This window comes from Nocardia sp. NPDC088792 (assembly GCF_044750615.1).
Lineage (GTDB): Bacteria > Actinomycetota > Actinomycetes > Mycobacteriales > Mycobacteriaceae > Nocardia.
The window spans coordinates 149,547-170,762 of the sequence record NZ_JBIVKC010000002.1 but is presented as its reverse complement, the minus strand read 5'-3'; the positions used below and the strand labels follow the sequence as shown (position 1 = coordinate 170,762).

At 67.3% G+C, this 21,216-nt stretch carries 17 protein-coding genes; 9 read left to right on the top strand and 8 right to left on the bottom strand.

Annotated elements, in window-relative coordinates:
* Positions 1 to 58 precede the first annotated feature (58 nt).
* Positions 59 to 475: a PaaI family thioesterase gene (locus ACIP5Y_RS10150; RefSeq protein WP_400349421.1), complete on the bottom strand. Its 417-nt coding sequence runs from the start codon at positions 473 to 475 to the stop codon at positions 59 to 61.
* Between the two features lie 99 nt (positions 476 to 574).
* Here ACIP5Y_RS10150 and ACIP5Y_RS10145 point away from each other — a divergent pair, with 99 nt between their 5' ends.
* A complete protein-coding gene (locus tag ACIP5Y_RS10145; protein ID WP_400349420.1) occupies positions 575 to 3,715 on the top strand; it encodes a BTAD domain-containing putative transcriptional regulator in 3,141 nt (1,046 codons plus the stop codon).
* 37 nt (positions 3,716 to 3,752) lie between these two features.
* On the opposite strand, the gene ACIP5Y_RS10140 is transcribed toward ACIP5Y_RS10145, so the two are convergent.
* Positions 3,753 to 5,156 (bottom strand): S1 family peptidase, encoded by a 1,404-nt coding sequence (locus tag ACIP5Y_RS10140; RefSeq protein WP_400349419.1) that lies wholly within the window; start codon positions 5,154 to 5,156, stop codon positions 3,753 to 3,755.
* Positions 5,157 to 5,404: 248 nt separating this feature from the next.
* Between ACIP5Y_RS10140 and ACIP5Y_RS10135 the strand changes: the two genes are divergently transcribed.
* The 4 genes from ACIP5Y_RS10135 to ACIP5Y_RS10120 all read left to right on the top strand — a co-directional run bounded on the left by ACIP5Y_RS10135 (position 5,405) and on the right by ACIP5Y_RS10120 (position 9,256).
* Positions 5,405 to 6,256, top strand: a complete 852-nt coding sequence (locus ACIP5Y_RS10135; RefSeq protein ID WP_400351224.1) for an ABC transporter ATP-binding protein — start codon at positions 5,405 to 5,407, stop codon at positions 6,254 to 6,256.
* Complete coding sequence (locus tag ACIP5Y_RS10130; RefSeq protein WP_400349418.1) at positions 6,253 to 7,461, top strand: ABC transporter permease; 1,209 nt, start codon at positions 6,253 to 6,255, stop codon at positions 7,459 to 7,461. The genes ACIP5Y_RS10135 and ACIP5Y_RS10130 overlap by 4 nt, the downstream gene beginning before the upstream one ends.
* Before the next feature lie 295 nt (positions 7,462 to 7,756).
* The gene (locus ACIP5Y_RS10125) at positions 7,757 to 8,686 is read left to right on the top strand and encodes an alpha/beta hydrolase (protein WP_400349417.1); all 930 of its coding nucleotides are present in this window, start codon (positions 7,757 to 7,759) and stop codon (positions 8,684 to 8,686) included.
* Between the two features lie 111 nt (positions 8,687 to 8,797).
* A complete protein-coding gene (locus ACIP5Y_RS10120; protein WP_400349416.1) occupies positions 8,798 to 9,256 on the top strand; it encodes a hemophore-related protein in 459 nt (152 codons plus the stop codon).
* Between the two features lie 286 nt (positions 9,257 to 9,542).
* Here ACIP5Y_RS10120 and ACIP5Y_RS10115 read toward each other — a convergent pair whose 3' ends face one another.
* Complete coding sequence (locus tag ACIP5Y_RS10115) at positions 9,543 to 10,112, bottom strand: hypothetical protein (RefSeq protein ID WP_400349415.1); 570 nt, start codon at positions 10,110 to 10,112, stop codon at positions 9,543 to 9,545.
* Between the two features lie 55 nt (positions 10,113 to 10,167).
* On the opposite strand from ACIP5Y_RS10115, the gene ACIP5Y_RS10110 reads away from it, so the two are divergent.
* Positions 10,168 to 11,559, top strand: a complete 1,392-nt coding sequence (locus ACIP5Y_RS10110) for a pyridoxal phosphate-dependent decarboxylase family protein (RefSeq protein ID WP_400349414.1) — start codon at positions 10,168 to 10,170, stop codon at positions 11,557 to 11,559.
* Positions 11,560 to 11,627: 68 nt separating this feature from the next.
* On the opposite strand, the gene ACIP5Y_RS10105 is transcribed toward ACIP5Y_RS10110, so the two are convergent.
* Positions 11,628 to 12,998 (bottom strand): serine hydrolase domain-containing protein, encoded by a 1,371-nt coding sequence (locus ACIP5Y_RS10105; RefSeq protein WP_400349413.1) that lies wholly within the window; start codon positions 12,996 to 12,998, stop codon positions 11,628 to 11,630.
* Positions 12,999 to 13,293: 295 nt separating this feature from the next.
* Between ACIP5Y_RS10105 and ACIP5Y_RS10100 the strand changes: the two genes are divergently transcribed.
* Positions 13,294 to 14,325: an alpha/beta hydrolase gene (locus ACIP5Y_RS10100; protein ID WP_400349412.1), complete on the top strand. Its 1,032-nt coding sequence runs from the start codon at positions 13,294 to 13,296 to the stop codon at positions 14,323 to 14,325.
* Here the strand turns inward: ACIP5Y_RS10100 and ACIP5Y_RS10095 are convergent.
* The 3 genes from ACIP5Y_RS10095 to ACIP5Y_RS10085 all read right to left on the bottom strand — a co-directional run bounded on the left by ACIP5Y_RS10095 (position 14,322) and on the right by ACIP5Y_RS10085 (position 17,753).
* Positions 14,322 to 15,926, bottom strand: coding sequence for a flavin-containing monooxygenase (locus ACIP5Y_RS10095; RefSeq protein WP_400349411.1), 1,605 nt, complete (start codon positions 15,924 to 15,926; stop codon positions 14,322 to 14,324). The genes ACIP5Y_RS10100 and ACIP5Y_RS10095 overlap by 4 nt on opposite strands.
* 121 nt (positions 15,927 to 16,047) lie before the next feature.
* On the bottom strand, positions 16,048 to 16,404 hold the full coding sequence (locus tag ACIP5Y_RS10090; RefSeq protein ID WP_400351223.1) for an ArsR/SmtB family transcription factor: 357 nt from the start codon (positions 16,402 to 16,404) through the stop codon (positions 16,048 to 16,050).
* A gap of 119 nt (positions 16,405 to 16,523) precedes the next feature.
* Positions 16,524 to 17,753, bottom strand: a complete 1,230-nt coding sequence (locus tag ACIP5Y_RS10085; protein WP_400349410.1) for an MFS transporter — start codon at positions 17,751 to 17,753, stop codon at positions 16,524 to 16,526.
* A 119-nt stretch (positions 17,754 to 17,872) separates the two neighbouring features.
* On the opposite strand from ACIP5Y_RS10085, the gene ACIP5Y_RS10080 reads away from it, so the two are divergent.
* Entirely contained in the window at positions 17,873 to 18,616 is a 744-nt protein-coding gene (locus ACIP5Y_RS10080) for a hypothetical protein (protein ID WP_400349409.1), read from the top strand.
* 158 nt (positions 18,617 to 18,774) lie between these two features.
* Here ACIP5Y_RS10080 and ACIP5Y_RS10075 read toward each other — a convergent pair whose 3' ends face one another.
* Positions 18,775 to 20,439, bottom strand: a complete 1,665-nt coding sequence (locus ACIP5Y_RS10075) for an HNH endonuclease (protein WP_400349408.1) — start codon at positions 20,437 to 20,439, stop codon at positions 18,775 to 18,777.
* 143 nt (positions 20,440 to 20,582) lie between these two features.
* Here ACIP5Y_RS10075 and ACIP5Y_RS10070 point away from each other — a divergent pair, with 143 nt between their 5' ends.
* Positions 20,583 to 21,080 (top strand): hypothetical protein, encoded by a 498-nt coding sequence (locus ACIP5Y_RS10070; RefSeq protein ID WP_400349407.1) that lies wholly within the window; start codon positions 20,583 to 20,585, stop codon positions 21,078 to 21,080.
* Positions 21,081 to 21,216: the final 136 nt, after the last annotated feature.

The following is a 21,216-nucleotide window of genomic DNA, read 5'->3' as shown; positions in this document are numbered from 1 at the left end:
TATCAATTCGCAATCTTGGTTCTTCGCTCGCGAAAAGGAGCGAAACCCCGCATGCGGCTCAGAGCACGGCTTGCGTCTGCGTCACCTTGGCCACGAGTTTGCCTGCGTCATCACGGATTTCGGTCTCCACCACGATGAAGCTGCGCCCGGCGTGCAAGGGCTTGGCCGTCGCCGTGGCATGACCCGACCGCACCGCGCGCAGGAAATTGGTCTTGGACTCCACCGTCGTGGTGCCCTGCTTGCCCTCGGGCAGGTTCAGGAAGGCGCACACCGCCGCCGTCGCATCGGCCAGCGACATCAGCGCGCCACCGTGCATGGCAGTGCCCAGCGTGCACCGGGATTCATCCCAGGCCAGCCGGCTGCGCACCAGCTCCGGGCCGCACTCGAGAACCTCCACGCCCAGCCGCTCGGTGAACGGCATGGTGCTGAAGAGCTGCGTGCCCAGCGGATCCGGGGCGATATCGGTGTCGGTCATGAGATCGACTGTGCCGCAAATCCGGCCGCCGGGCCATTACTTCTCAGGTAATCGCCACCGGTAGCCGGTCCCGTAGCGCCGCTCTGGGAGACTCGGCGGGTGCAGGTTGGTGTGTTGGGTCCGGTCCGGGTGCTCGCCGCGGACGGGACAGCGGTCGAGATCGGCGGCGTCCGCGTACGAATGCTGCTGGCGCGATTGGCGCTGGCGAGCGGGGGAGCGGTGCCGGTGACGGCGCTCATCGATGGATTGTGGGGCGAGGAACCACCCGCCGAGGCGGCCGGCGCGCTGCAGGCGCTGGTATCGCGGCTGCGCAAGGCATTGAGCGGGGTCGGCACGGTCGAGTTCGGGGCCGGCGGGTACCGGCTGCCGGATATCGGCGTGGACGCCGACCGCTTCGAAGAACTCACCAAACAGGGGCGGCGGGAACTGGCCGCGGGCCGAGCGGAATCCGCCGCCGCGGTACTCGGCGAGGCGCTCGCGCTGTGGCGCGGGGAAGCGCTCGGCGATGTGCTGGACGCACCCTTCGCCGGCGCGGCCGCCACCCGGCTGGACGACCTGCGGGCGGGCGCCACCGAGGATCGTTTCGAGGCCGAACTCCGATCCGGTCGCTACGCCGATATTCTCGCCGATCTCGAGGTCGCCGGAACCACCCATCCGCTCAGCGAACGACTCGCCGCCCTGCGCATGCGCGCGCTCGCGGCCGCCGGCCGGCAATCGGAGGCGCTCACCGTCTACGAGGAGATGCGCGCCCGCCTCGACGAGGAACTCGGCATCGACCCCTCCGCCGAACTCCGCGACACCCACCTGGCCCTGCTGCGCGGTGAACTGGAAACCCCGGTGGCGCGCCGGGAAACCCTCGCGAACAGGCTGCCCGCACGGCTGACCAGCTTCATCGGGCGCGATGCCGAGCTGGCGGGATTGGCTCGGCTGCTGCAGGATTCGCGACTGGTCACCATTGTCGGGCCGGGCGGAGCGGGCAAGACGCGACTGTCGCTGGAAGCCATGGACCGCTACACCGGCGGGCCCGTATTCTTCGTGCCGCTCGCCGAGGTGGGCGCGCCCGACCAGCTGGCCGACGCCATAGCCGGCGCCCTGGAACAAACCCCCGGCGAACCCCGCCCCGACAAGACGGCCCGCCTGGCCGAACTGCTGGATGCCGGTGCGGTCGTACTGGTTCTGGACAACTGCGAGCACCTCATCGCGGCCGCCGCCGAACTGGCCGAACAACTGCTCGCCAGACTGCCGCGGCTGCGCATCCTCGCCACCAGCCGCGAGCCACTGGCCATCACCGGTGAATCGCTGTGGCATCTCGGACCGCTCGACGTGCCCGCCGAAACCGCGGATCCCGCAGTGGCGCAAGCCTCTTCGGCGGTGCGGCTCTTCGCGGACCGGGCGGCCGCCGTCCGTCCCGGATTCGTTCTCGACGACCGCACCGCGGGCCCGGTGGTGGAGATCTGCCGCCAACTCGACGGCATCCCACTGGCTTTGGAACTCGCCGCCGCGAAACTGCGATCCATGAACGTGGATCAGATCGCCCGCCGTCTGGACGACCGATTCCGGCTGCTCACCTCGGGTAGCCGCACCGCCCTACCGCGGCAGCGCACGCTGCTCGCCCTGGTCGAGTGGAGCTGGGATCTGCTCGATGAACCCGAAAAGATCCTGGCGCGCAGGCTTTCCATCTTCCCCGCCGGTGCGACGGAGGAAGCCGTCGAGGCGATCTGCGCCGACGACTCACTGCCCGCCGCCGATGTGCCGTATGTCCTCGGCACACTGGTGGAGAAGTCGATCGTGGTGGTGTCCGCCGACGATCAGCCGCGCTATCGAATGCTGGAAACCATCCGCGCCTATGCCGCCGACCGGCTCACCGCCGCCGATGACTCGGTGCGGGAACAGTTCACGCCGTACTACCTGTCCCTCGCCGAAGAGCACGAACGGTACCTGCGCACCGGCGAGCAACTGGACGTCGTGGCCCTCTTCGACGCCGAGCACCCGAATATGGCCGCCGCCCTGCGCGCCGCCGCGGCCGCCGGGGACACCGCGACCGCCGCACTCCTGGTCCGATCCCTGTTCTGGTACTGGGGGATTCGCGGCATGACCGCCCAATTCGAGACGGCCCTGACCGACGTACTCCGCTTCGCCGACGCCCTCCCCGCCGACGCCCGCGCCGCCTTCGGCGTTATCCAGCTGATGACCGGAGCCCCCACCGCCACCTCCGGCAACCTGACCGCCCTCATCGAGGAATGCGTCCGCACCGGCGGCCTGGAATTCCATCCGGCACTACCACTCTGGACCGCCCTGCTGGCGGCCCGCACCGGCGACACCGACCTGGCCGAACAACGCCTCGCCCAGGCCCTCACCTGGCCCGACCCCTGGGTCCGGGCCAGCGCCCACCTGGCCCGCGACCTGGCCCTCACCGGCCTGGGCCGCCAGCCGGAGGGCGCCGAAGCCCGCCGGGAGGCGCTACGCGGCTTCGAGATCGTCGGCGACCGCTGGGGCCTCGACCTGGCCCTGCTCTCGGTGGGCCGCGACCACTCCCTGCGCGGCGAACACGACCGGGCCATCGCCGCCTTCGCCCGAGCCGTCACCGTAGCGTCCGAACTGGGCATGGAAGACGATATTCTCTCCAGCCGAACCGAACTCGCCACGGAACGCATGCGGGCCGGCGACCTACAGGGCGCAGCCCTCGACATAGAAGCCGCCGACCGACTGGCCGCCGACCTGGGTTTCACCCGCCTGGCCACCACCATCCAATTCGCCCGAGCCGAACTGGACCGCCGCACAGGCGATATCGCTGGGGCCGACCGCACCCTCGATCGAATCGACCACCGAACCCGCCACACCCTCTTCCCTCCGATGATGATCTCCGGCCGAATCGCAGTGTCCCGCATGGCAAACCGCCTCACGGCAGGCGACGCGACCGAGGCCCGCGAACTCTTCCCTCGAGTCCTGGCAGCCGCCACCGCCTCAGGCGACGCCGCGACCATAGCCCAAGCCACCGCACAAGCCGCCGAACAATTGGCCGAACTCCTTCTCCTGGAACAAAACCCCACCGACGCAGCCACCGCCCTCGGCCTGGCCGAAGCCATCCGGGGGACACCCGACCAGGGCGACCCCGGACTGACCGCCCTCATAACCACCCTGACCACCACCCTGGGCCCCGACGCCTATACGAACGCCTACAACCTCGGCGCCACCCTCCCGAGACCCGCCGCCCTGACCCGCCTCGACACCCTCGCGTGAGTGACGGCGTACCGGCCCGAGTCGATTCCGGCGGCTCTCAGCGGCCGGAGGTGGTGCGTACTGTCAGGCCCGGATGATCGTGCAGCACGGGGTTTATCGGTTGACCGATCAGCAGGGGCAGATGCCCGCAGCCGTTATCGAGCGGCGTGTTGATGGTGACGATGGCACTGTTGATGCCGACGGCCTTCGTGCCGGCGATGATCGGGCCACCGCTGTCGCCGCGCTGGGCGCACACGGCCGCGAAGAACATGCCTTCGATCTGCACGACCTCTTTACCGTGACCGGGCACATCACGCAGATTCGCCTTCTGATTCACCGCCAGCACGGTGCCACAGGTGTACCCGGATTTGAAGCCCGATTTGCAGATCCCCGCTCCGACAATGGGGTCGGCGGTTCCGTCGATCGCCACCACCTGCGGGTCGGGGCTACCGGCGTGATCGCGAGGGCTTCCGCTGCTGCCTGTCGAAGGATCATCGCTGCTGTTGCGGCTGTCCGGGGCCGGGGCGATCCGATTGGCGGAGATGAGATTGTTGTGGAAACTCGCCGCGACCCTGTCCTCGATACGCAGCAGTCCGTAATCGTGCGGGGCGAAATCGGAGGCTTCGAAATGGCCGATCTGCGGGCCGTGGCCGGTGTCGGTGGAATCGAAGATCGGTGGCGGCTGCGGTGATTTCTTGTCCGCGCTGGTGAGGTTGTCGGGGTCGCAGTGACCGGCCGTGATGTTCATCGAGTGGCCGTCGGCGGTAGTGGCGTTGAACCCGAACGAGCAGTGGTGCGTCGCGCCCTCGAGCTCGATGGCGTATGGCTGTCCGCCCAGGTAATCGGGGATCGGGCCGGCGACGCCGATCGCGCGCACACTGGGGCCCTTGCTGTCGGGCAAGGCTTCGGGCATCACCATCGAGACCGGTTGGATCGGCCCGTCGGCCTTCGGTAGCGGCACGTCCTTGGTCAGGCGCACGGTGAAGTTGTTGCGCTCCACATCCATCCCCCAGCCCACGACTGCCTCGAGGGTGGACCGCGGCTGAGTGGTCAGCCAGTGTTCGAAAGCCGTTCCGCGCCGGCGTAGCGCTGCCTCGCTGAGGGTGACGGCTTGCACGTCGAATCCGGCTTTCCCGGCCGCTGTCCGCGCGGCATCGGCACTGACGCCGGTGGCCAGCGAGACGATCGGGCGAGCGCCGTCCATATGGACCCCGGCGAATACGCTGGGGTAGATCATTCGCGCCGTGGACGCGAATTCGGCCAGACGTTGTGCCGTGGCGGTTCGCGTCAAATACTCGTGCGCGTCGATATGCAGATCGCGGTGCACGGCGTCGGCGAGTTCGGCGGGTAACTCACCGGCGGCGGGTTCGCGGGCGAAGGCCGGGTGTGTGGTCGGACCGGTGAAAAGCACTGCGACACAACAGCCCAACGCCACCCGGCGTGTGACGGTACCTAACGCCATGGAGCGCCTCCTCACGAACCGCGATTGTGTGATGGACCCGCGCCGAATGCTATGGCACGCCTATTGCAAATAGGACTATTTCGTTTTTGCGCGTGTCCGGTTCGGCCGCGGATACGGCGTTTCGAGGGGATCTCGGGCGCGAGACATGCAACGATCACCCGTCGACCAGGAGAACGAGGAGGAGACTGTTCGTGCTGGAGATCAAGGGATTGAGTAAGCAATACGGGGACGTCGCCGCATTATCGGATATGACCTTCGATGTACGCGGTGGTGAGTTGTTCGGTTTCGTCGGTGCCAATGGGGCCGGAAAGACGACCACGATGCGCATCGTGATGGGCGTGATAGCCGCCGATGCCGGTGAAATCCATTGGAACGGACGCCCGCTCGACCTGCAAATGCGCCGCCGTATCGGCTACATGCCCGAGGAGCGCGGACTATATCCGAGGATGGCGGTAGGCGCGCAACTGCGATATTTTGCCGAGCTGCACGGCATGTCGGCCACCGCGGCCGCGGACGCGGCACGCATGTGGATGTATCGACTCGATATCGACCACCGCGCCGCGGACGAGGTGCTGAAGCTGAGCCTGGGCAATCAGCAACGCGTGCAATTGGCCACCGCGCTGGTCCACGATCCGGAAATGCTGGTGCTGGACGAACCGTTTTCCGGCCTCGATCCCATTGCCATCGAAACTATGGGATCGGTCCTGCGCGAACGCGCCGATGCCATGGGTAGTCCGGTGCTGTTCTCCTCCCATCAACTCGATCTGGTCGAGCGGCTCTGTGATCGCGTCGGCATCATCCGCAACGGCACCGTGGTAGCGGTCGGCACCGTGCAGGAACTGCGTCGCGGCGGACCGACACGCATCACCATCGACACCGAAGGCGTGAGCGAGGATTGGGCCAGCCGGCTGCCGGGGGTCGCCGTCGACAGCCGCAAGGGCACACGCTGGGTGCTGCGACTGGACAAGCACGCCGACGATCAGCAAGTACTCGCCCAGGCCGTGGCCGCCGGCACGGTGCGGGAATTCAGTCGAGAGCTGCCCACCCTGTCCGACGTGTTCCGCGACGCGCTCGCCGACGACCTGGCCCGGACCGCATGAGCACCGCGCCCATGTCGCCGGTCCGCGCGGTGAGCCTCGTCGCCACGCGTGAGATCCGCAGCCGACTGCGGTCGAAGGCATTCCTCGCGATCACGGCCGTTCTGGTATCGGCCGTCGTCGGTACCGTGCTGGCTTTTCATCTGATCGGCCGTGGTGCCGCGGAGTCGACGCCGTCGGTCGGAGTAACGCCCGAGGCCGCCCCGTTCGTGCAGTTGCTCGAGCGCGCCGGGCGTGCGACGGGCCAGCCGATCCGCCTCGAGACGATCGATCGGGAGGCCGGCGAGCAGCAGGTGCGCGGGGGTGACCTGTCCGCCCTGCTCGTCGAGGTCTCCGCGGGACAGGTTCACGTCATCGTGAAATCTGAACTACCGCACACACTTCGAACCATATTCGAGCAACTGTCGGGGCAGACCGCGGTGAGTCAGGCCATTACCGACTCCGGGGGTGACCCGATGACCGTCGACCGCGCGATCGCGGCGGCTTCGGTGACGGTGCAGCCATTGCAGGCCCCGCAGGAAAATCGGGGCGCGCGTATCGCGATCGCGTCGGTGGTCGGTGTGCTCACCTACATCATGCTGCTGATCAGCATCCAGTTGACCGGTCAGGGCGTGGTGGAGGAGAAGGCCAACCGCATAGTGGAGCTGCTGCTTTCGACCATTCGACCGTGGGAACTACTGGCGGGCAAGGTGATCGGGGTCGGGGTCGTCACGATCGCGCAGGTCACCGCGATGACCACGGCCGGAGCGGTGACCGCGCTCGCGACCGGCGTGCTGCGGATGCCGGCAGGCGTGGTGGTGGAGGTCGCGGCGTGGGCGGTGCTCTGGTATCTGCTCGGCTACTTCCTGTATGCCCTGGTCATCGCTGCCGCCGCGTCGCTGGTCTCCCGGCAGGAGGATCTGGCCGCCGTCGCGACGCCGGTCAGCGTCGTGATCATCGCCGCCTACCTTGCGGGTCAGACGATGGTGCCGGCGAATCCGAACGGGACCGCCGTCACGGTGCTGTCGATGATTCCGTTCTTCTCGCCGGTACTCATGCCGATGCGTGCGCCCTATTCGGTTCCCGGGTGGCAGGTCGCGCTCGCGCTCGTGCTGACCGTAGCCGCCCTCGGGGTGATCGCCCGGATCGCCGGGCGCATCTACGGCAGGGCTGTCCTGCTCACCGGCAGTCGCGTGTCCTTGCGCGCAGCGCTGGCGCTACCGCGATAAAAGGGATGAGGTCGCGATATCGCAGTGGAATGCCCGGCATAAAGAACAGGGCAAAGGGGGCAAATACCCAGGCCGCTCGGATGTGGGCGGGCGAAAGCCGCTCCATCGGCCTGGCAGCTGGTCCGTGTCGATGCGTGACTGGACGTATTTCCGTTGATATAAGGCTTGGTTTATGAAATGGAGAATAAACGTGGCGGGCAAATCACGTCGCGTCGGACTGCTGGTCCCAGTGTTGATCATGTTCGCGGTACCCGTCGCCGCCGCTGAGCCGGCCGCGGAACCGAATGGATCAGGAATGCGAGCCGTCGCACCGGACGGCTCGCGAATCACCGATGTCGAAACCATCGATGCCCGCAATATTCGGTTGCAGGTGTACTCCGCGGCGATGGACAAGACCTTTCCGGTGGAGGTTCAGCGCCCGGCCGATACTTCGGCGCCGCGACCGAGCATGTATCTGCTCAGCGGGGCGGGCGGCGGTCTGGACGGCGCGTCCTGGCAGGCGCAGAGCGATGCTCGTGAGTTCATGGCCGACAAGGACGTCAACCTCGTGATGCCGATCGGCGGCAAGTTCAGCTATTACACCGACTGGATCAAGGATGATCCGACCCTGGGCCGCAACAAATGGAAAACCTATCTCACCACCGAACTCCCCCCGCTGATCGATGCGGCCTTGAACACCAACGGGGTCAACGCGATCGCGGGGGTTTCCACCTCCGCTACGACCGTGCTGTCCCTCCCGATCGCCGCACCCGGTCTGTTCAAAGCGGTTGCCGCCTACAGTGGCTGCGTCGAGACCAGTGATCCGGTCGGGTCACGGTTCGTGAAACTTGCCGTCGCCTGGGGTGGCGGCAATGCGGACAACATGTGGGGCCCGACCGATTCGGCCGAATGGCGCGACAATGACCCCTACCTGCACGCCGATCGATTGCGTGGAGTCGACATCTATATCTCCTCCGGTAACGGCCTGCCCGGGAAATACGAAACCCCGCAGGGTGAGCAGGAAAAGCCCGCCCCCGGGGGGATCGCGAATCAGATCCTGGTGGGCGGGCTGATCGAAGCCGCGACCAATTATTGCGCCCACAATCTGCAGGCCAGGCTCAACGAGCTGGCCATCCCCGCCACCTATGATTTCCAAGCGGGTACTCACTCCTGGGGTTACTGGCAGGACGAGTTCAAGCGCTCCTGGCCCGTGTTGGCACACGGAATGGGTTTGCAGGAGCAGTAGCACATCCCGGCACGCTTTTCGTGCGCCCAACCTGATCTATCAACGCCCCGGGTATGTCGCGTTCTCGTAGCGACCTGTCCGGGCATCGACATGACATCGAAGGGTGAACTCATGAGGCTGCATATATCTCGCACTGTCGTCGCCACCATCGCCGTCGGTGGATTCGTATTGGGCGGCCCACTACTCGGGTCGGGCGTCGCCACGGCGGATCTGCTCGACGACATCAATCCACTGCTTTCCTCGAAATGTTCGTTCGCGCAGATCGATGCCGCCATGCATCAGGTGGCGCCGGCGGCGGCCGCGCGACTGGACGCGAATCCGGTGCAGAAGACGATTCTGAAGTGGGCCTTCAGTGTGGGCGCAGAGGAGCGGGTGAAGCTGCTCGGGCAGCTGTACTCGCAGCGAAAGACCCAGGACGAGCAGCATGGTGCTGGTCCGGCCACGCCCGGTGGTGCGAAGGCGCCGACCGGTTCCCCTGCACCGGAGGCCGCCAATCCCCAATCCGGTCCCGACAAGGGTGACCTGGGTGAGGTCATGCGGCGCGTGGCCGAGACGTGCGGCAAATACTGAGCTGATCTTGCGATATTCCTCTAGTCAATTGTCCAACTCGGATCGAGCGGTCAATTGTCCAGGAATGGAATATCGCCAAAAGGTCGAAAACGTAGCCAATAAATTCGTCGACACGCCGGTGAGCTTCACCGTTGACGAACCGGATGGTTGGCATGATCTCGATCGCTAGATCAACACACAACGTGAACATCACAGGAGGAACTGTGCTTCTGCCAGTCGTTGGTAGTGCTCTGGGTCTTGCCGTCGCTGCGGCCTGCGCGATCGTCGGCATCATCATCGCGGTTATCTAGTCCGAGACCCATCCGGTCGGTTGCCGATAAAACTTCCGGCCACTCGAGTTCTCTGCGGATAAACGCACCAGGCCATAGCGCGCTGACTGGATTTGAGTGGAGCTGCGGCTTCTGGATGTCCCGCGATCTGCTGATGAAGCGCCTTCCGTCGATCTCGTGACGAAGATGTTGCTTTTCGAGCACATTCGTTCACCGAGTAGGTCCGGCGTGCAGACCGGCATCCGATGTTCGATTGTCGAAAATGCGGTCCCCTGGCCAGCGACCGGTTCGATGCTCCGCGCAAAGCTGGAATCACCATTCGTAATGCGAATGCACTGAACACACAACCAGGAGGAAACACCATGTTGCTGCCCGTCGTTGGAAGTGCTGCCGGTCTGGCCGTCGCCGCTCTCGGCGTGATCCTCGGCGTGATCGTCGCCGTGATCTGACCAGTCCTTGAAATGATGCGGGCCGGGCACATTGTGCCCGGCCCGCATTTTCGGGTTCAGCGGGGCGATGCTCGTCCCGAGGGCAACGCCGACAGCGACCACCGGGCGGTCCAGTTGTTGGCGAGTGGCTGCGGACAAGGCGGGTGCGTGGTTCGTAGGGTCGCGATCAGGAACGAGTGATCGTGGAGGACTGGTGGATTCGAAACTTTCCGAGGACCTCGCGGACGTGGCCGCACTGCTGAATCTCGTCAGCGTCGAGGCGGGGGAAGTCCTGCGGGGGCTGGGCGAGCGGCCGGTGGCGATGGCGCCGCAACCGCAGCGTGCGGCCGCATTGCCGCCGGCCGGACATGGGCTGCAGCGAGCGCTTTCTGAGTTCCGGCGGCGGTGGGAGCCGAGGTTCTCCGGCAGTGCCGGGCCGAGGTATCTGGGGTTCGTCACCGGGGGTGCGACGCCTGCCGCCATCGCCGGTGACTGGTTGACCAGTGTGCTCGATCAGAATGCGATGAGCGGCGAGGACTCCGCGGCGACCGAGCTGGAGCGGGAGACGATCGACTGGATCGGGGAGCTGTTCGGGCTGGCGGAGCATACGGGCGCCTTCGTCACCGGGGCCACCATGTCGAACTTCGTCGGGTTGGCTGTCGCACGGGAGTGGCTGGGCGAACAGCTCGGGCTGTCGGTGGCCGAGGACGGAGCCGGCGCACTCGGACAGGTATCCGTGCTGTCGGGGACACCGCATTCGAGCATCTTCAAATCGCTGTCGATGCTCGGGATCGGCCGCAGCAGTATGCGATCGGTGCCGACCCTGCCCGACCGTGAGGCCGTCGACGTCGACCGGCTCGCCGACGCGCTCGCCGAGCTGTCCGGCCGGCCCGCCATCGTGGTCGCCAACGCGGGCACCGTGAACACCGTCGATTTCGACGATCTGCGCGCCATCGCCGCACTGCGGCAACGTTTTCCATTCTGGTTGCACGTCGATGGCGCGTTCGGTGCGTTCGCGGCGCTCGCGCCGGAACACGCCCACCTGGTGGACGGGCTGGCGGAGGCCGATTCGGTCTGCATCGACCTGCACAAGTGGCTCAATGTCCCCTATGACGCCGCCGTGCAGTTCACCCGCCGCCAGGACCTGCAGGTCCGTGCCTTCCGCAATTCCGCCGCCTACCTCACCGCCCCGACCGGCACACCGGACTTCGGACACCTGGTACCGGAGAACTCGCGCCGGCTACGCGCGCTCACCGCCTGGTTCACCCTCACGGCGTACGGTCGCGCGGGACATCGGGATATCGTGCAGCGCAACATCTCCTGCGCCGCGCAACTCGGTGCGGAGCTGACCGCGACCGGTCGATTCCGGCTGCTGTCTCCCGTCCGCCTCAACGTCGCCTGCTTCACCCTCGCCGACCGGCCCACTCCCGAACGGGTGCGCGCGCTGGTGGCCGCTATCGCCGATTCCGGCGAAACCTTCGTCACACCAACGGTTTACAACGGCATCCCCGCCATCCGCGCCGCCTTCAGCAACTGGCGCACCACTGCCGCGGATGCGTCTCGGGCCGCCGCGGCGATCAGCAGAGCAGCCGAGGGACTCCGGTAATACATCACCCGAGAAGGCCGGACACCTAGGTGGTGGCCGGCCTTCTCGGGTGATGGGTGCGGGAGGTGTCAGGGGAGGCGGGTGAAGAGGCGGCCGGCCAGGTCCAGGCCGGTTACCCTGCCCTCGGCGTCGTAGCTGAAGAAGCCCCGCTGTCCTTCGAACGAGCCCTTGGTGATGATGTATTCGTTGTCGGGGAGGAGGGCGAATTCGAACGGGGGGTGGTCCTGGGGGATGGCGGATGCCGGTGCGGCGGCGCGGATTTCGGGCTTCACCTTGCATTCCAGGGTGAGGGTTTCGGCCTCGGCGGTGACCGTGATCGTCATGGCGTCGATTTCGTAGGCGCCGGTGACGGCTCGGGCGATTTCGGGGTCGAAGGCGATCGGCTCGGGGTCCTTGTCGATCACGCCGAGATAGCGCTCGAGGGCCCAGCGGAGGATGGCCAGGTTGGTGGGGATGCCTTCGGGGCTGGCGTTGGAGAGGATCACCAGGGCGAAATTGCGTTCGGGGACCAGCAGGAGTTCGGCGAACTGGCCGAAGCCGGAACCGCCGTGGCCGACCGTGCGGACGCCGTCCACGTCGCGGAGGAACCAGCACAGGCCGATGGCATCGCCCAGGGAGCTGGCACGCAGGTTGACGGTGGGCTGCTGCATCAGGTGGACCAGGTCGGCGGGCAGGACGGGGGTGCCGTTCCCGGCGTGGCCGTTGTTCAGGTGGAGGCGCGCCCAGCGCAGCAACTCCGATACCGAGGCGCCCGCGCCGCCGCCGGGGTTGTTGGCGCGGTTGCCTTTCCACTGGCGGGAGACGGACAGGGTGCCGTCCTCCTGGCGTTCGTGGCCGACGGCGAAGCGGCGGGTCATGACGGCATCCCGGGAGTAGAAGGTCTCCGACAGGCCCGCGGGAGCGAGAACCAGGTCCTCGACGGCGTTTTCGAAGGTTCGGCCGGTGACCTTCTCGATGACACGGCCCAGCAGATTGAAGCCGGCCTGGCTGTACGAGGCGCGCTCGCCGGGGGCCGCGATCAGCGGCAGTTCCGACAGGGAGGCCGTGAACTCGGCCAGGGCGTCGTCGCCCTCGCCCATATCGTTGATGACGCTCCAGTCGAAACCGGCGGTGTGGTTGAGCAATTGGCGGATGGTGATGGTGGCGGCCGTGTGCTCATCGGCGAGGACCAGCTCGGGAATGTACTGGCGCACAGGGGCGTCCAGGTCCACCTTGCCGTCGGCGACCAGGCGCAGCAGGGCGGTCGTGGTGTAGGTCTTGCTGACCGAGCCGATCGCGAACACCGTATCCGAGTCGACCTCGACGGGCGCCTCGATGTTCGTGACGCCGTAAGCGGCGTGAATCTCCTTGCCGTCGACCCACACTCCGACGGCGACGCCGGGGATGCCGTACTCGGTGGCGATGCTCTCGACGATCTTCGACAGTGCGTTGTCCTGCATGACTGATGCCTCTCCGTATCTCGTGCCCGGCCGGTTCTCGGTGGCCGGTGCATCCGGTGACATCACGATGCGCGGCGGCACTGACAGCGCGCCGACAGCTCACCGACGGCCGCCGACAGCTCACCGGCAACCGGGGTGAGCCAGCTCACGGTCGTCCGAATCACGGCGTTGACCGGCGGGAAGCGAGCCCTCTCAGGCCCAGCTCAGTTTCGGACCAGCAAACGCACAGTGGGACTGGGCAGTGTGGAGGGCTGATTGTTCAGAATGCGGAATACCTGCAAAAGGAGTTAACGGCGTGCGTTCATCGAAGACCTGGGGCGGCGCAGTTGTAGCGCTGACCGCTACTCTCCTGCTACCGGTTGCCGCCGGGACCGCGCACGCCGCTCCCGCCCTGGCCTCCGCAGGAACCTCGGCGGACGGCTCGTACATCGCCTCGAGCCAATCCACCGGTGATCGCACACTGAAGCTGCAGGTCTTCTCCGCGGCCATGAACAAACCCATCGAAATCGACGTGCAGCGCGCCGCCGACACCTCCGGGCCGACTCCGGTGCTCTACCTGCTCAATGGCGCCGGCGGCGGCGAGGACTCCGCCACCTGGCAGAAGCAGACCGACGCGCTGAACTTCCTCGCCGACAAGAACGTCAATGTCGTCTCGCCGGTCGGCGGCGGATTCAGCTACTACACCGATTGGCGCGCACCGGATCCCACGCTCGGCGTCAATATGTGGAAGACCTTCCTCACCCAGGAACTGCCGCCGCTCATCGACAAGGCACTGAACACCAACGGCCTCAACGCCATTGCCGGACTCTCCATGGCCGGCACCTCGGTGCTGCAGCTGCCCATCGCCGCACCCGGCCTGTACAAGTCGGTCGCCGCCTACAGCGGTTGCGCGCAGATCAGCGACCCCATCGGCTACAACTTCGTCAACACCGTGGTCGCGGCCGGCGGCGGCGACTCCAAGAACATGTACGGCCCCCAGGGTGATCCGATGTGGGCCGCCAACGACCCGTACGTGCACGCCGACCAGCTGCGCGGCCTGAACCTGTTCATCTCCAGCGGTTCCGGCCTGCCCGGCCAGTGGGACACCCTCGACGGCCCGCACACCCTGCCCGGACCCGGCGGCTGGGCCAATCAGCTGGTCGTGGGCGGCGCGCTCGAAGGAGCCGTCAACTACTGCACCCACAACCTGCAGGCCAAGCTGAACGATCTCGGTATCCCCGCCACCTACGACTTCACGCCCACCGGCACGCACTCCTGGGGTTACTGGCAGGACGACCTGAAGCAGTCGTGGCCGGTCCTGGCCCAGGGCCTGGGTCTGCCCGCTTAAGCGAGCTCGAAGTTGGGGTAGCCGCCGTCGCGCTCCTCGTCGCAGTAGCGACGGTAGTTGCCGAAACCGCCGATGTAGGGCATGAATACGCGCTTCTTGCCCGCCACATTGGCGCCCATGTACCAGGAGTTCGCCTTCACGAAGAGGGTGCCTTCGGCGACCTCCATGAGGTGATCGGTCCACTTCTCGGCTGCCTCGGCGTGCACCTCGGCACGCTGGATTCCGTTGGCGCGGCAGTGCTCCACGAGCGCCAGTACCCAGTCCAGTTGCTGCTCGGAGTGCAGTACCATGTTCGCCATCACCGACGGGGTGCCGACGCTGTTGATGCTGAACATGTTCGGGAAGCCCGGAATGCCGAAGCCGAGATAGGTGACCGGGCCGTCGGCCCAGGTATCGCCCAGGCGGGCAGCGTGCGCCCCGCGGATGTCGATCCGCAGCAGCGCACCGGTCATGGCGTCGAAACCGGTTGCGTAGACCAGGGTATCGAGTTCGATGCGGCGATCCGTCGTGCGGATACCGGTGGGCGTGACCTCCTCGATGGCCTCGCGGCGCAGGTTCACCAGCGATACGTTCGGCCGATTGAACATCTCGTAATAGCCGGAGTCCGTGCAGATGCGTTTGGTGCCGATCGGGTGATCGGTGGGAATGAGATCATCGGCCACTGCCTGGTCGTCGATCTTCGCGCGAATCTTGGCCACCGCGAAGTCCCGCACGAACTCGTTCGCGGTGAGATCGCTGTTCTGATCGGGGAAGACCTTGTTGAACAGCACGCCGCCGCCGTTCCAGCGGTCCTCCATGGCCTCCGCACGCTCGGCGGCGGAGAGCTCGACCGCCTTGGTCTGCAGACCGGCATGCGGAGTGGCGGCGGGAGCGTAGTAGGACTTCTCGCGCCGCTGCCGGTAGGTGGCGCGGATCTCCCGCTGATCCGCCTCGGTCCACGGCCGATTCGGCACGGGCACACTGAAATTGGGGGAGCGCTGGAAAACCGTGAGCTCCCGCGCCTCCCGCGCGATGATCGGCGACACCTGGATCCCGGACGACCCGGTGCCGATGACACCGACCCGCTTCCCCGCCATCGGCACGCCCTCCTCCGGCCACTGCGCGGTGAAAAGCTCCTCGCCCGCAAAGGTTTCCACGCCCGGAAGGTTCGGCTTGATCGGCGCCGACAGGCAGCCGGTCGCGAAAACAACGAAGCGGGAACGATATTCGTCCCCCGCCTCGGTGCGCAGCGTCCAGGTCGAGGTCGAGTCGTCGAAATGCGCGGCCGTCACCCGCTGCCCGAAACGGTAGCGCCGCTTCAGATCGAAGCGATCGGCCACATGATTGATATAGGACAGGATCTCCGGCTGCGCGGCGAAACGCTCGGTCCAGGTCCAGGACTGCTGCAGGTCCTCGTCGAAGGAGTACGAGTAGTCGACGCTCTCCACATCGCAGCGCGCGCCCGGGTAGCGGTTCCAGAACCAGGTGCCGCCCACGCTCTCACCGGCCTCCAGCCCGAGCACGCGCAGTCCGGCGCGCGCCGCCCGATGCACGCCGTAGAGTCCGGCGAAGCCGGCGCCAATGATGATCACATCGTAGGGACTGCCCTGCTCGGGATGCATGCGGCGACCTCTCACCTTCGTCTCGTGATATTTCGACTAGGCATATCGTCGAGCCGCATGCGGGCCCGTGCGAGGGTTGGTCCCACTGATCAGGAGCAGCGGTAGAGGAAGCCGGAGGCGGCTATTCGTGCCCGGGCTCGCCGGTGACCACGTGGTCGGCGTGGTTGAGGCCCTCGCGCACCAGGCGCGCCAGATGGCCGTCACGAATCCGATAGATGATGCGGCGGCCGTCGCGGCGGGTATCGACCAGACCGGTGAACCGCAACTTGGCCAGATGCTGGCTGACCGCCGTGCGCGAGGCCCCGCAGGCCTCGGTCAACGCGCTGACATCGGCTTCGGCCTCGGCCAGAATCCAGAGAATATGCAGGCGAGTCGGATCCGCCAGCATGCGGAAGGTCGCGGTGGCGGCGTCCAGGCGGGCCTGATCCGGTGCTACGGGATGGGTGAGACTGGCGAGCTCGGCCGCGGGCGGTGACATGAGCCCGGACACGGGCGGTGACATGAGCCCGGACACGGGCGGTGACATGAGCCCGGCCGCGGGCGGTGACATGAGCCCGGACACGGGCAGCGGCGCCGCATCGCGCTTGCTCACCATGCTCACCTTCCTGCCGATACCGCCGTCTCGATGCCCGAGGGGACGGACGCGGGCCACATCCGAGCGGCCATCGCCCCTGCCAGTGTAGCGAGCGCGGCCAGTGCCACCGCCGTCGTCGGCAGCCCGGCCAGCACGCCGAGCCGGCCCGCTATCGGATAGGTGACCAGGAAGCACGCATGCGACAACGAGAACTGCGCGGTGAAAACCGCAGGGCGCGCGGCGGGTTCGGTCTGTGCGCGCAGCAACCGGGCCGACGGCGTATTGATCAGCGAGGTCCCCGCACCCAGCCCCGCCCAGCTGACCGCGAGCAGCGCCCCGCCGGGCGCCGAGCCCAGCTCCGGGACGACCGCCGCCACCAGCAGTCCGATCGGCAACACCACGCAGCCCGTCAGCATGACCCGCCGATCGGGCAATATCCGCAACAGCCGCGGCGCCACCAGCGCCACGATCATGGACCCGAATCCGAAGCAGGCCAAAGCCAATGCCACCTCGGTGTTCGAGCCGCCCAGCCGATCCCGCACGTACACCACGGTATTCACGATCACCAGCGCCGTCGGGGCCGCTACCACCATGTTCATGGCCAGCAGGCTGCGCAGCACCGGGCGTTCCGCCATGAACCGGGCGCCCTCGGTGATGCGGTGCCACAGCGGCGCGGCCCGTTCCGGTATCGGCAGCTGCGGCAGGCGAGTCGTGACCACCAGCAGCGCCGACGCCACGAATCCCGCCGCCGTGCCCACGAACAGCAGATTGAAGCTGATGACCGTGAGCAGCGCGGCCGCCAGGATCGGGCTGACCAGCGCCTCCCCGTCGTAGGCCATCCGGGACAGTGACAGGCCGCGGGTGTAGTCCTCCTCGTCGTCGAGAATGGCCGGGATCAATGACTGGAAGGCCGGCGTGAAGGTGGCCGAGGCCGATTGCAGCAGTGCGATCAGCACATAGATCTCCCACGTCTGTGTGACGAAGGGGAGCAGCAGTGCGATCGAGGCGCGCACGACGTCCGCCGACACCAGCACGACCCGCCGCGGGAGCCGATGTGCGAGCGCCGAAATGATCGGCGCCACAGCCACATACGCGATCATCTTGATGGCCAGTGCCGTGCCGAGCACCGCGCCCGCGTCGGCGCCTGCCAGGTTGTAGGCGAGCAGGCCCAGGGCCACGGTCAGCAGGCCGGTGCCCACCAGCGCCACCACCTGGGCGGTGTAGAGCTTGCGGAACTGGGGATGGAGAAGCACTCGGCGCACCCGACCACCATAGGGCAACATGTGCGCAGTTGTGCACACGATGGCGGATAAGCGCCACCCCCGGCCGATTACGGGCGATTTGCCCGGTGAAACGTCGCTATCCTCGCTCTATGCGGAGGAACCCCACCATCGGCGTCCTGGCACTCGCCGCGGCGCTGACCGTGACGGCCTGCGCCCGGCACGAAACCGCCCCGACCGTGCCACCCACCGGCACATCGCCCGATATGCCCACTCCGGCGCGACCCGTCTCCAACCTGCCACCCTGCGGCGACCTCGCCTCGGCCTCGACACCGCCCGACTGCGTCCTGCAATCCCGGGACAGCGCCGGACTCGCCTTCGAAGTGCGCCACCTGCACGGCGGCCTCACCATCACCGTGCTCGACCGGACCGGCAACCAGATCCAGACCCTCACCGAACCCGACACCTGGACCCCGGCCGAACCACACCTGCGCGACCTGGACTCCAACGGCCGCGACGAACTGATCATCCCCGTCTACGGGGCCACCTCCAATATCCGCTACGTCATCTACCACGCCACCGGCGACGCGACCCGATTCCAGCGGGCCGGGGAACTCTCCGGCATCGGAATCGACACCTCCACAACGGGATACGTCGCGGTCACCGCGCACGACGGCTACGCGTTCTGGAACATCGGCTTCTGGATCTTCGACGCCGACCTGCTGAAGCCCATCGTCACCGCCCACGTCGAACTACTCGACGACGGCACCGGCAAGGTCTCCGGCAGCAAGTGCACCGTCACCGACGAAGGCGGACTGGGGCGTACCGGGCTGGATCCGGACCAGGCCGGCACCCAATTCTGCGCCGAACCGGCCGTGCTCCGGGTCATGCGCTGACCGCCCGGGGTCGTACGCCGGCTTCGTCCGTGAGCTGCCGGTACGACCGGACGTACGTAGTCCGGAGGATGGTGCCACCCGCAATTTCGCTGCCGCGGCAAGAATCCGGTCGATCGAATAGTGAAACTGGGTGGCGTGCAACAGGGAGGACCTTGCGGTTAGATTCGCGCGCCCTTCGCGCGATTGCAGGCGCGGCACAGGATCTGGAGATTCGCCGCGCTCGTCGCGCCGCCGCGGCTCAACGGAATGATGTGATCGAACTCCAGATAATGGGAATCGCCGCACTCCACGCACTTACCGCCGTCCCGCTGCCAGACCTGCGCCTTCACATCCTGGCCGATGGTGCGGGTATCGCGCCGGCCCGGCGACAGGGCCAGCCGCTTGGCCACCCGCAACGCACCCTCGACGGCCGCCGCCACCAGATCGGGATCCGCCACCTCGAAGACCGCGCCACCGCGCGCCGCCGTCGCGGCCAAGACCACCCGGCCGCCCTCCGAAGACACCGAAACAACTCGGGCCCAAGGCATTTCGATGCCGGTATCGGCGCCGGTGAAACGCAGCTTCCGGGTGCTCACGATCAACCGGCCCGGGGTCAGCTTCGGGCCGCGCGCCAGCTGCCGAATGTGGATCGCGGGCACATCCAGGTGCACCCGCTCCTCCGGATCCAGATGCAGTCCCGGCGCCTGCACGAGCGGCAGCTCACCCGAACGCAGCCGAGTCAGCATGCGCCCGCGCAGCATTCGCCGCCGCAGATCCTCGATGAGCGGACCGCTCAGGCCGAACTCGCGCACCGCCCCCTCGAAGTCGTCGAACTCCTCCTGCTCGACGATGCCGTCCGCGAAGGCGAACGCCACCAGCCGCTCCACATGGTCGAATGCCACCGGCCGCAACAACTCCAGCCCGGCGGCCCGGTCGATGCGATGAAAACGCAATGCCGCCCACAGTGCATCCCAGTCCTCACCGTGCAACCCGCCCGCCCGCAACACCCGCTGCGCCCGGCCCCGCCACGGCCGCAGATACGTGTCGATCTCGGCCGCGCACTCCCGGCACGGCGCGGGCCGCCCGAACAACCGCCGCCGCGGCCGCCCACACCGCGGGCAATGCCGGGCATCCGCGGGCAGCCGCGGCCGGGTGACCTCGGTCCACTCCGCACCGTCCCACCACCGCAGCCGGCCCGGAACCGCATGATCCGGATGCCAGTCCGCACGTTCGGGATTCGCGGGCGGCGGCAGGACGGCGTGTGCTTCGCCGTCCAGGGATACACCTTGCCGGGCGCGCGCCGTCGTGCCGGCCGGGGACTGCGGGCCAGGGCGTGATCGCTCGCCGGAGTCCCGCACTCGCACACCGAAATCCGTGACGAGGTCGGCCAGGGCCGGATAGCTCTCGCCGGCGGCGTGGAACCACCACCGGTCGTCGTCGCGGTGGAAGTAGCCGAATGTCGTGGCGGGCAGGGGGTTCGGGGCGGGGATTTCGTAGTGGGCCACCGGGCGGTCGTGGTCGAAGACGGTGAGGACGAGGGCGGGGAGGCCGGGGGCGGCGCCGGGCGCCGAGCCCGCCACCAGGATGCGGGCGACAGCGGGTTCGGTACGGGGCAGGGAGATGGAGAGGCGGGCGGTGCCGGGGGCAGGCTCGCGATCCAGGGTCACCGCTTGGGAAACGTGTCTGGGGGCGAGGGAATGGACGAAATCTCTGTCGGAGCGTACCCGGCCGGAGGCATCGAGCAGTAAGGCATGCGCATCGACCCCGGGTCCGGAGCGCCACGAAAGCACCACCGTCAGAAGCGATGTCGGAACCGGCGCCTGGTCACCCTTCGTGAGTTTCATCGTGGTCGAACTATGCCACGGGGCCCCGACAGACTCTGTCACAGCGCTCCGACAGGTTCGGTGGGCGCAGGTGCCGGGCGACTCGAAGACTGTTCGGTTGGATGTTGGGGCGCACCGGACCGCACCTGCGGCACAGTGGACTCATGACCAATCCCAAGGGACCCGAACGCAAGTCCCAGCCCCCACGCGCGAAACCCGCCACCCCGCGCGTCCCCACCGCCGCCGACATCCTCGCCGCCGCCCAATCCGCCGTCGAAGCCGCCCAGACCGCCGCCGGCCAGGCCATCGACTCGGCCCAGCTCACCGGCCGCACCGCCTTCGACACCGCCGTCCGCCTACCCCCGGCCTCCATCCAACTGGCTGCCCAGCTCCCCGACCTCATCGAAAACCTCACCACCGCCATCGAACGCCTCAACACCACCATCGACCGCCTCGACCGCACCCTCGCCCTCGCCGAACCCGCCTTCGTCGCCTACGACCGCCTCCTCACCCGCCTCGAATCCGCGACCACCCTCGCCGAAGACCTCTTCTCCCGCCTCGACAAACTCCCCGGCGTCTCCCTCCTCGGCCGCCTCACCGGCCGCGACCACCCCGAACCTTCCGCCCCCGAACCGAAATCCCGCCGCGACCGCAAGAAGTAAGGCGCGGGCCTCGCGCGGCCGGCCGCTTTGCGGGAGGCGGCAAGCGTATGGGCCGACAAGCCAGGTGCGGCGGCAAGCCTTCGCCGGGCAGCCAAAGCCCGCGTGGCCGAGGAACATTGCCCGGCAGCCCGAATCG

Coding starts and splice junctions, on each gene's coding strand:
- ACIP5Y_RS10130 (WP_400349418.1), top strand. CDS start 6,253: ATGAGCACCGCGCCCATGTCGCCGGTCCGCGCGGTGAGCCTCGTCGCC.
- ACIP5Y_RS10140 (WP_400349419.1), bottom strand. CDS start 5,156: ATGGCGTTAGGTACCGTCACACGCCGGGTGGCGTTGGGCTGTTGTGTC.
- ACIP5Y_RS10075 (WP_400349408.1), bottom strand. CDS start 20,439: ATGAAACTCACGAAGGGTGACCAGGCGCCGGTTCCGACATCGCTTCTG.
- ACIP5Y_RS10125 (WP_400349417.1), top strand. CDS start 7,757: ATGCGAGCCGTCGCACCGGACGGCTCGCGAATCACCGATGTCGAAACC.
- ACIP5Y_RS10095 (WP_400349411.1), bottom strand. CDS start 15,926: ATGCATCCCGAGCAGGGCAGTCCCTACGATGTGATCATCATTGGCGCC.
- ACIP5Y_RS10080 (WP_400349409.1), top strand. CDS start 17,873: ATGCGGAGGAACCCCACCATCGGCGTCCTGGCACTCGCCGCGGCGCTG.
- ACIP5Y_RS10105 (WP_400349413.1), bottom strand. CDS start 12,998: ATGCAGGACAACGCACTGTCGAAGATCGTCGAGAGCATCGCCACCGAG.
- ACIP5Y_RS10150 (WP_400349421.1), bottom strand. CDS start 475: ATGACCGACACCGATATCGCCCCGGATCCGCTGGGCACGCAGCTCTTC.
- ACIP5Y_RS10070 (WP_400349407.1), top strand. CDS start 20,583: ATGACCAATCCCAAGGGACCCGAACGCAAGTCCCAGCCCCCACGCGCG.
- ACIP5Y_RS10120 (WP_400349416.1), top strand. CDS start 8,798: ATGAGGCTGCATATATCTCGCACTGTCGTCGCCACCATCGCCGTCGGT.
- ACIP5Y_RS10135 (WP_400351224.1), top strand. CDS start 5,405: ATGACCTTCGATGTACGCGGTGGTGAGTTGTTCGGTTTCGTCGGTGCC.
- ACIP5Y_RS10090 (WP_400351223.1), bottom strand. CDS start 16,404: ATGTCACCGCCCGCGGCCGAGCTCGCCAGTCTCACCCATCCCGTAGCA.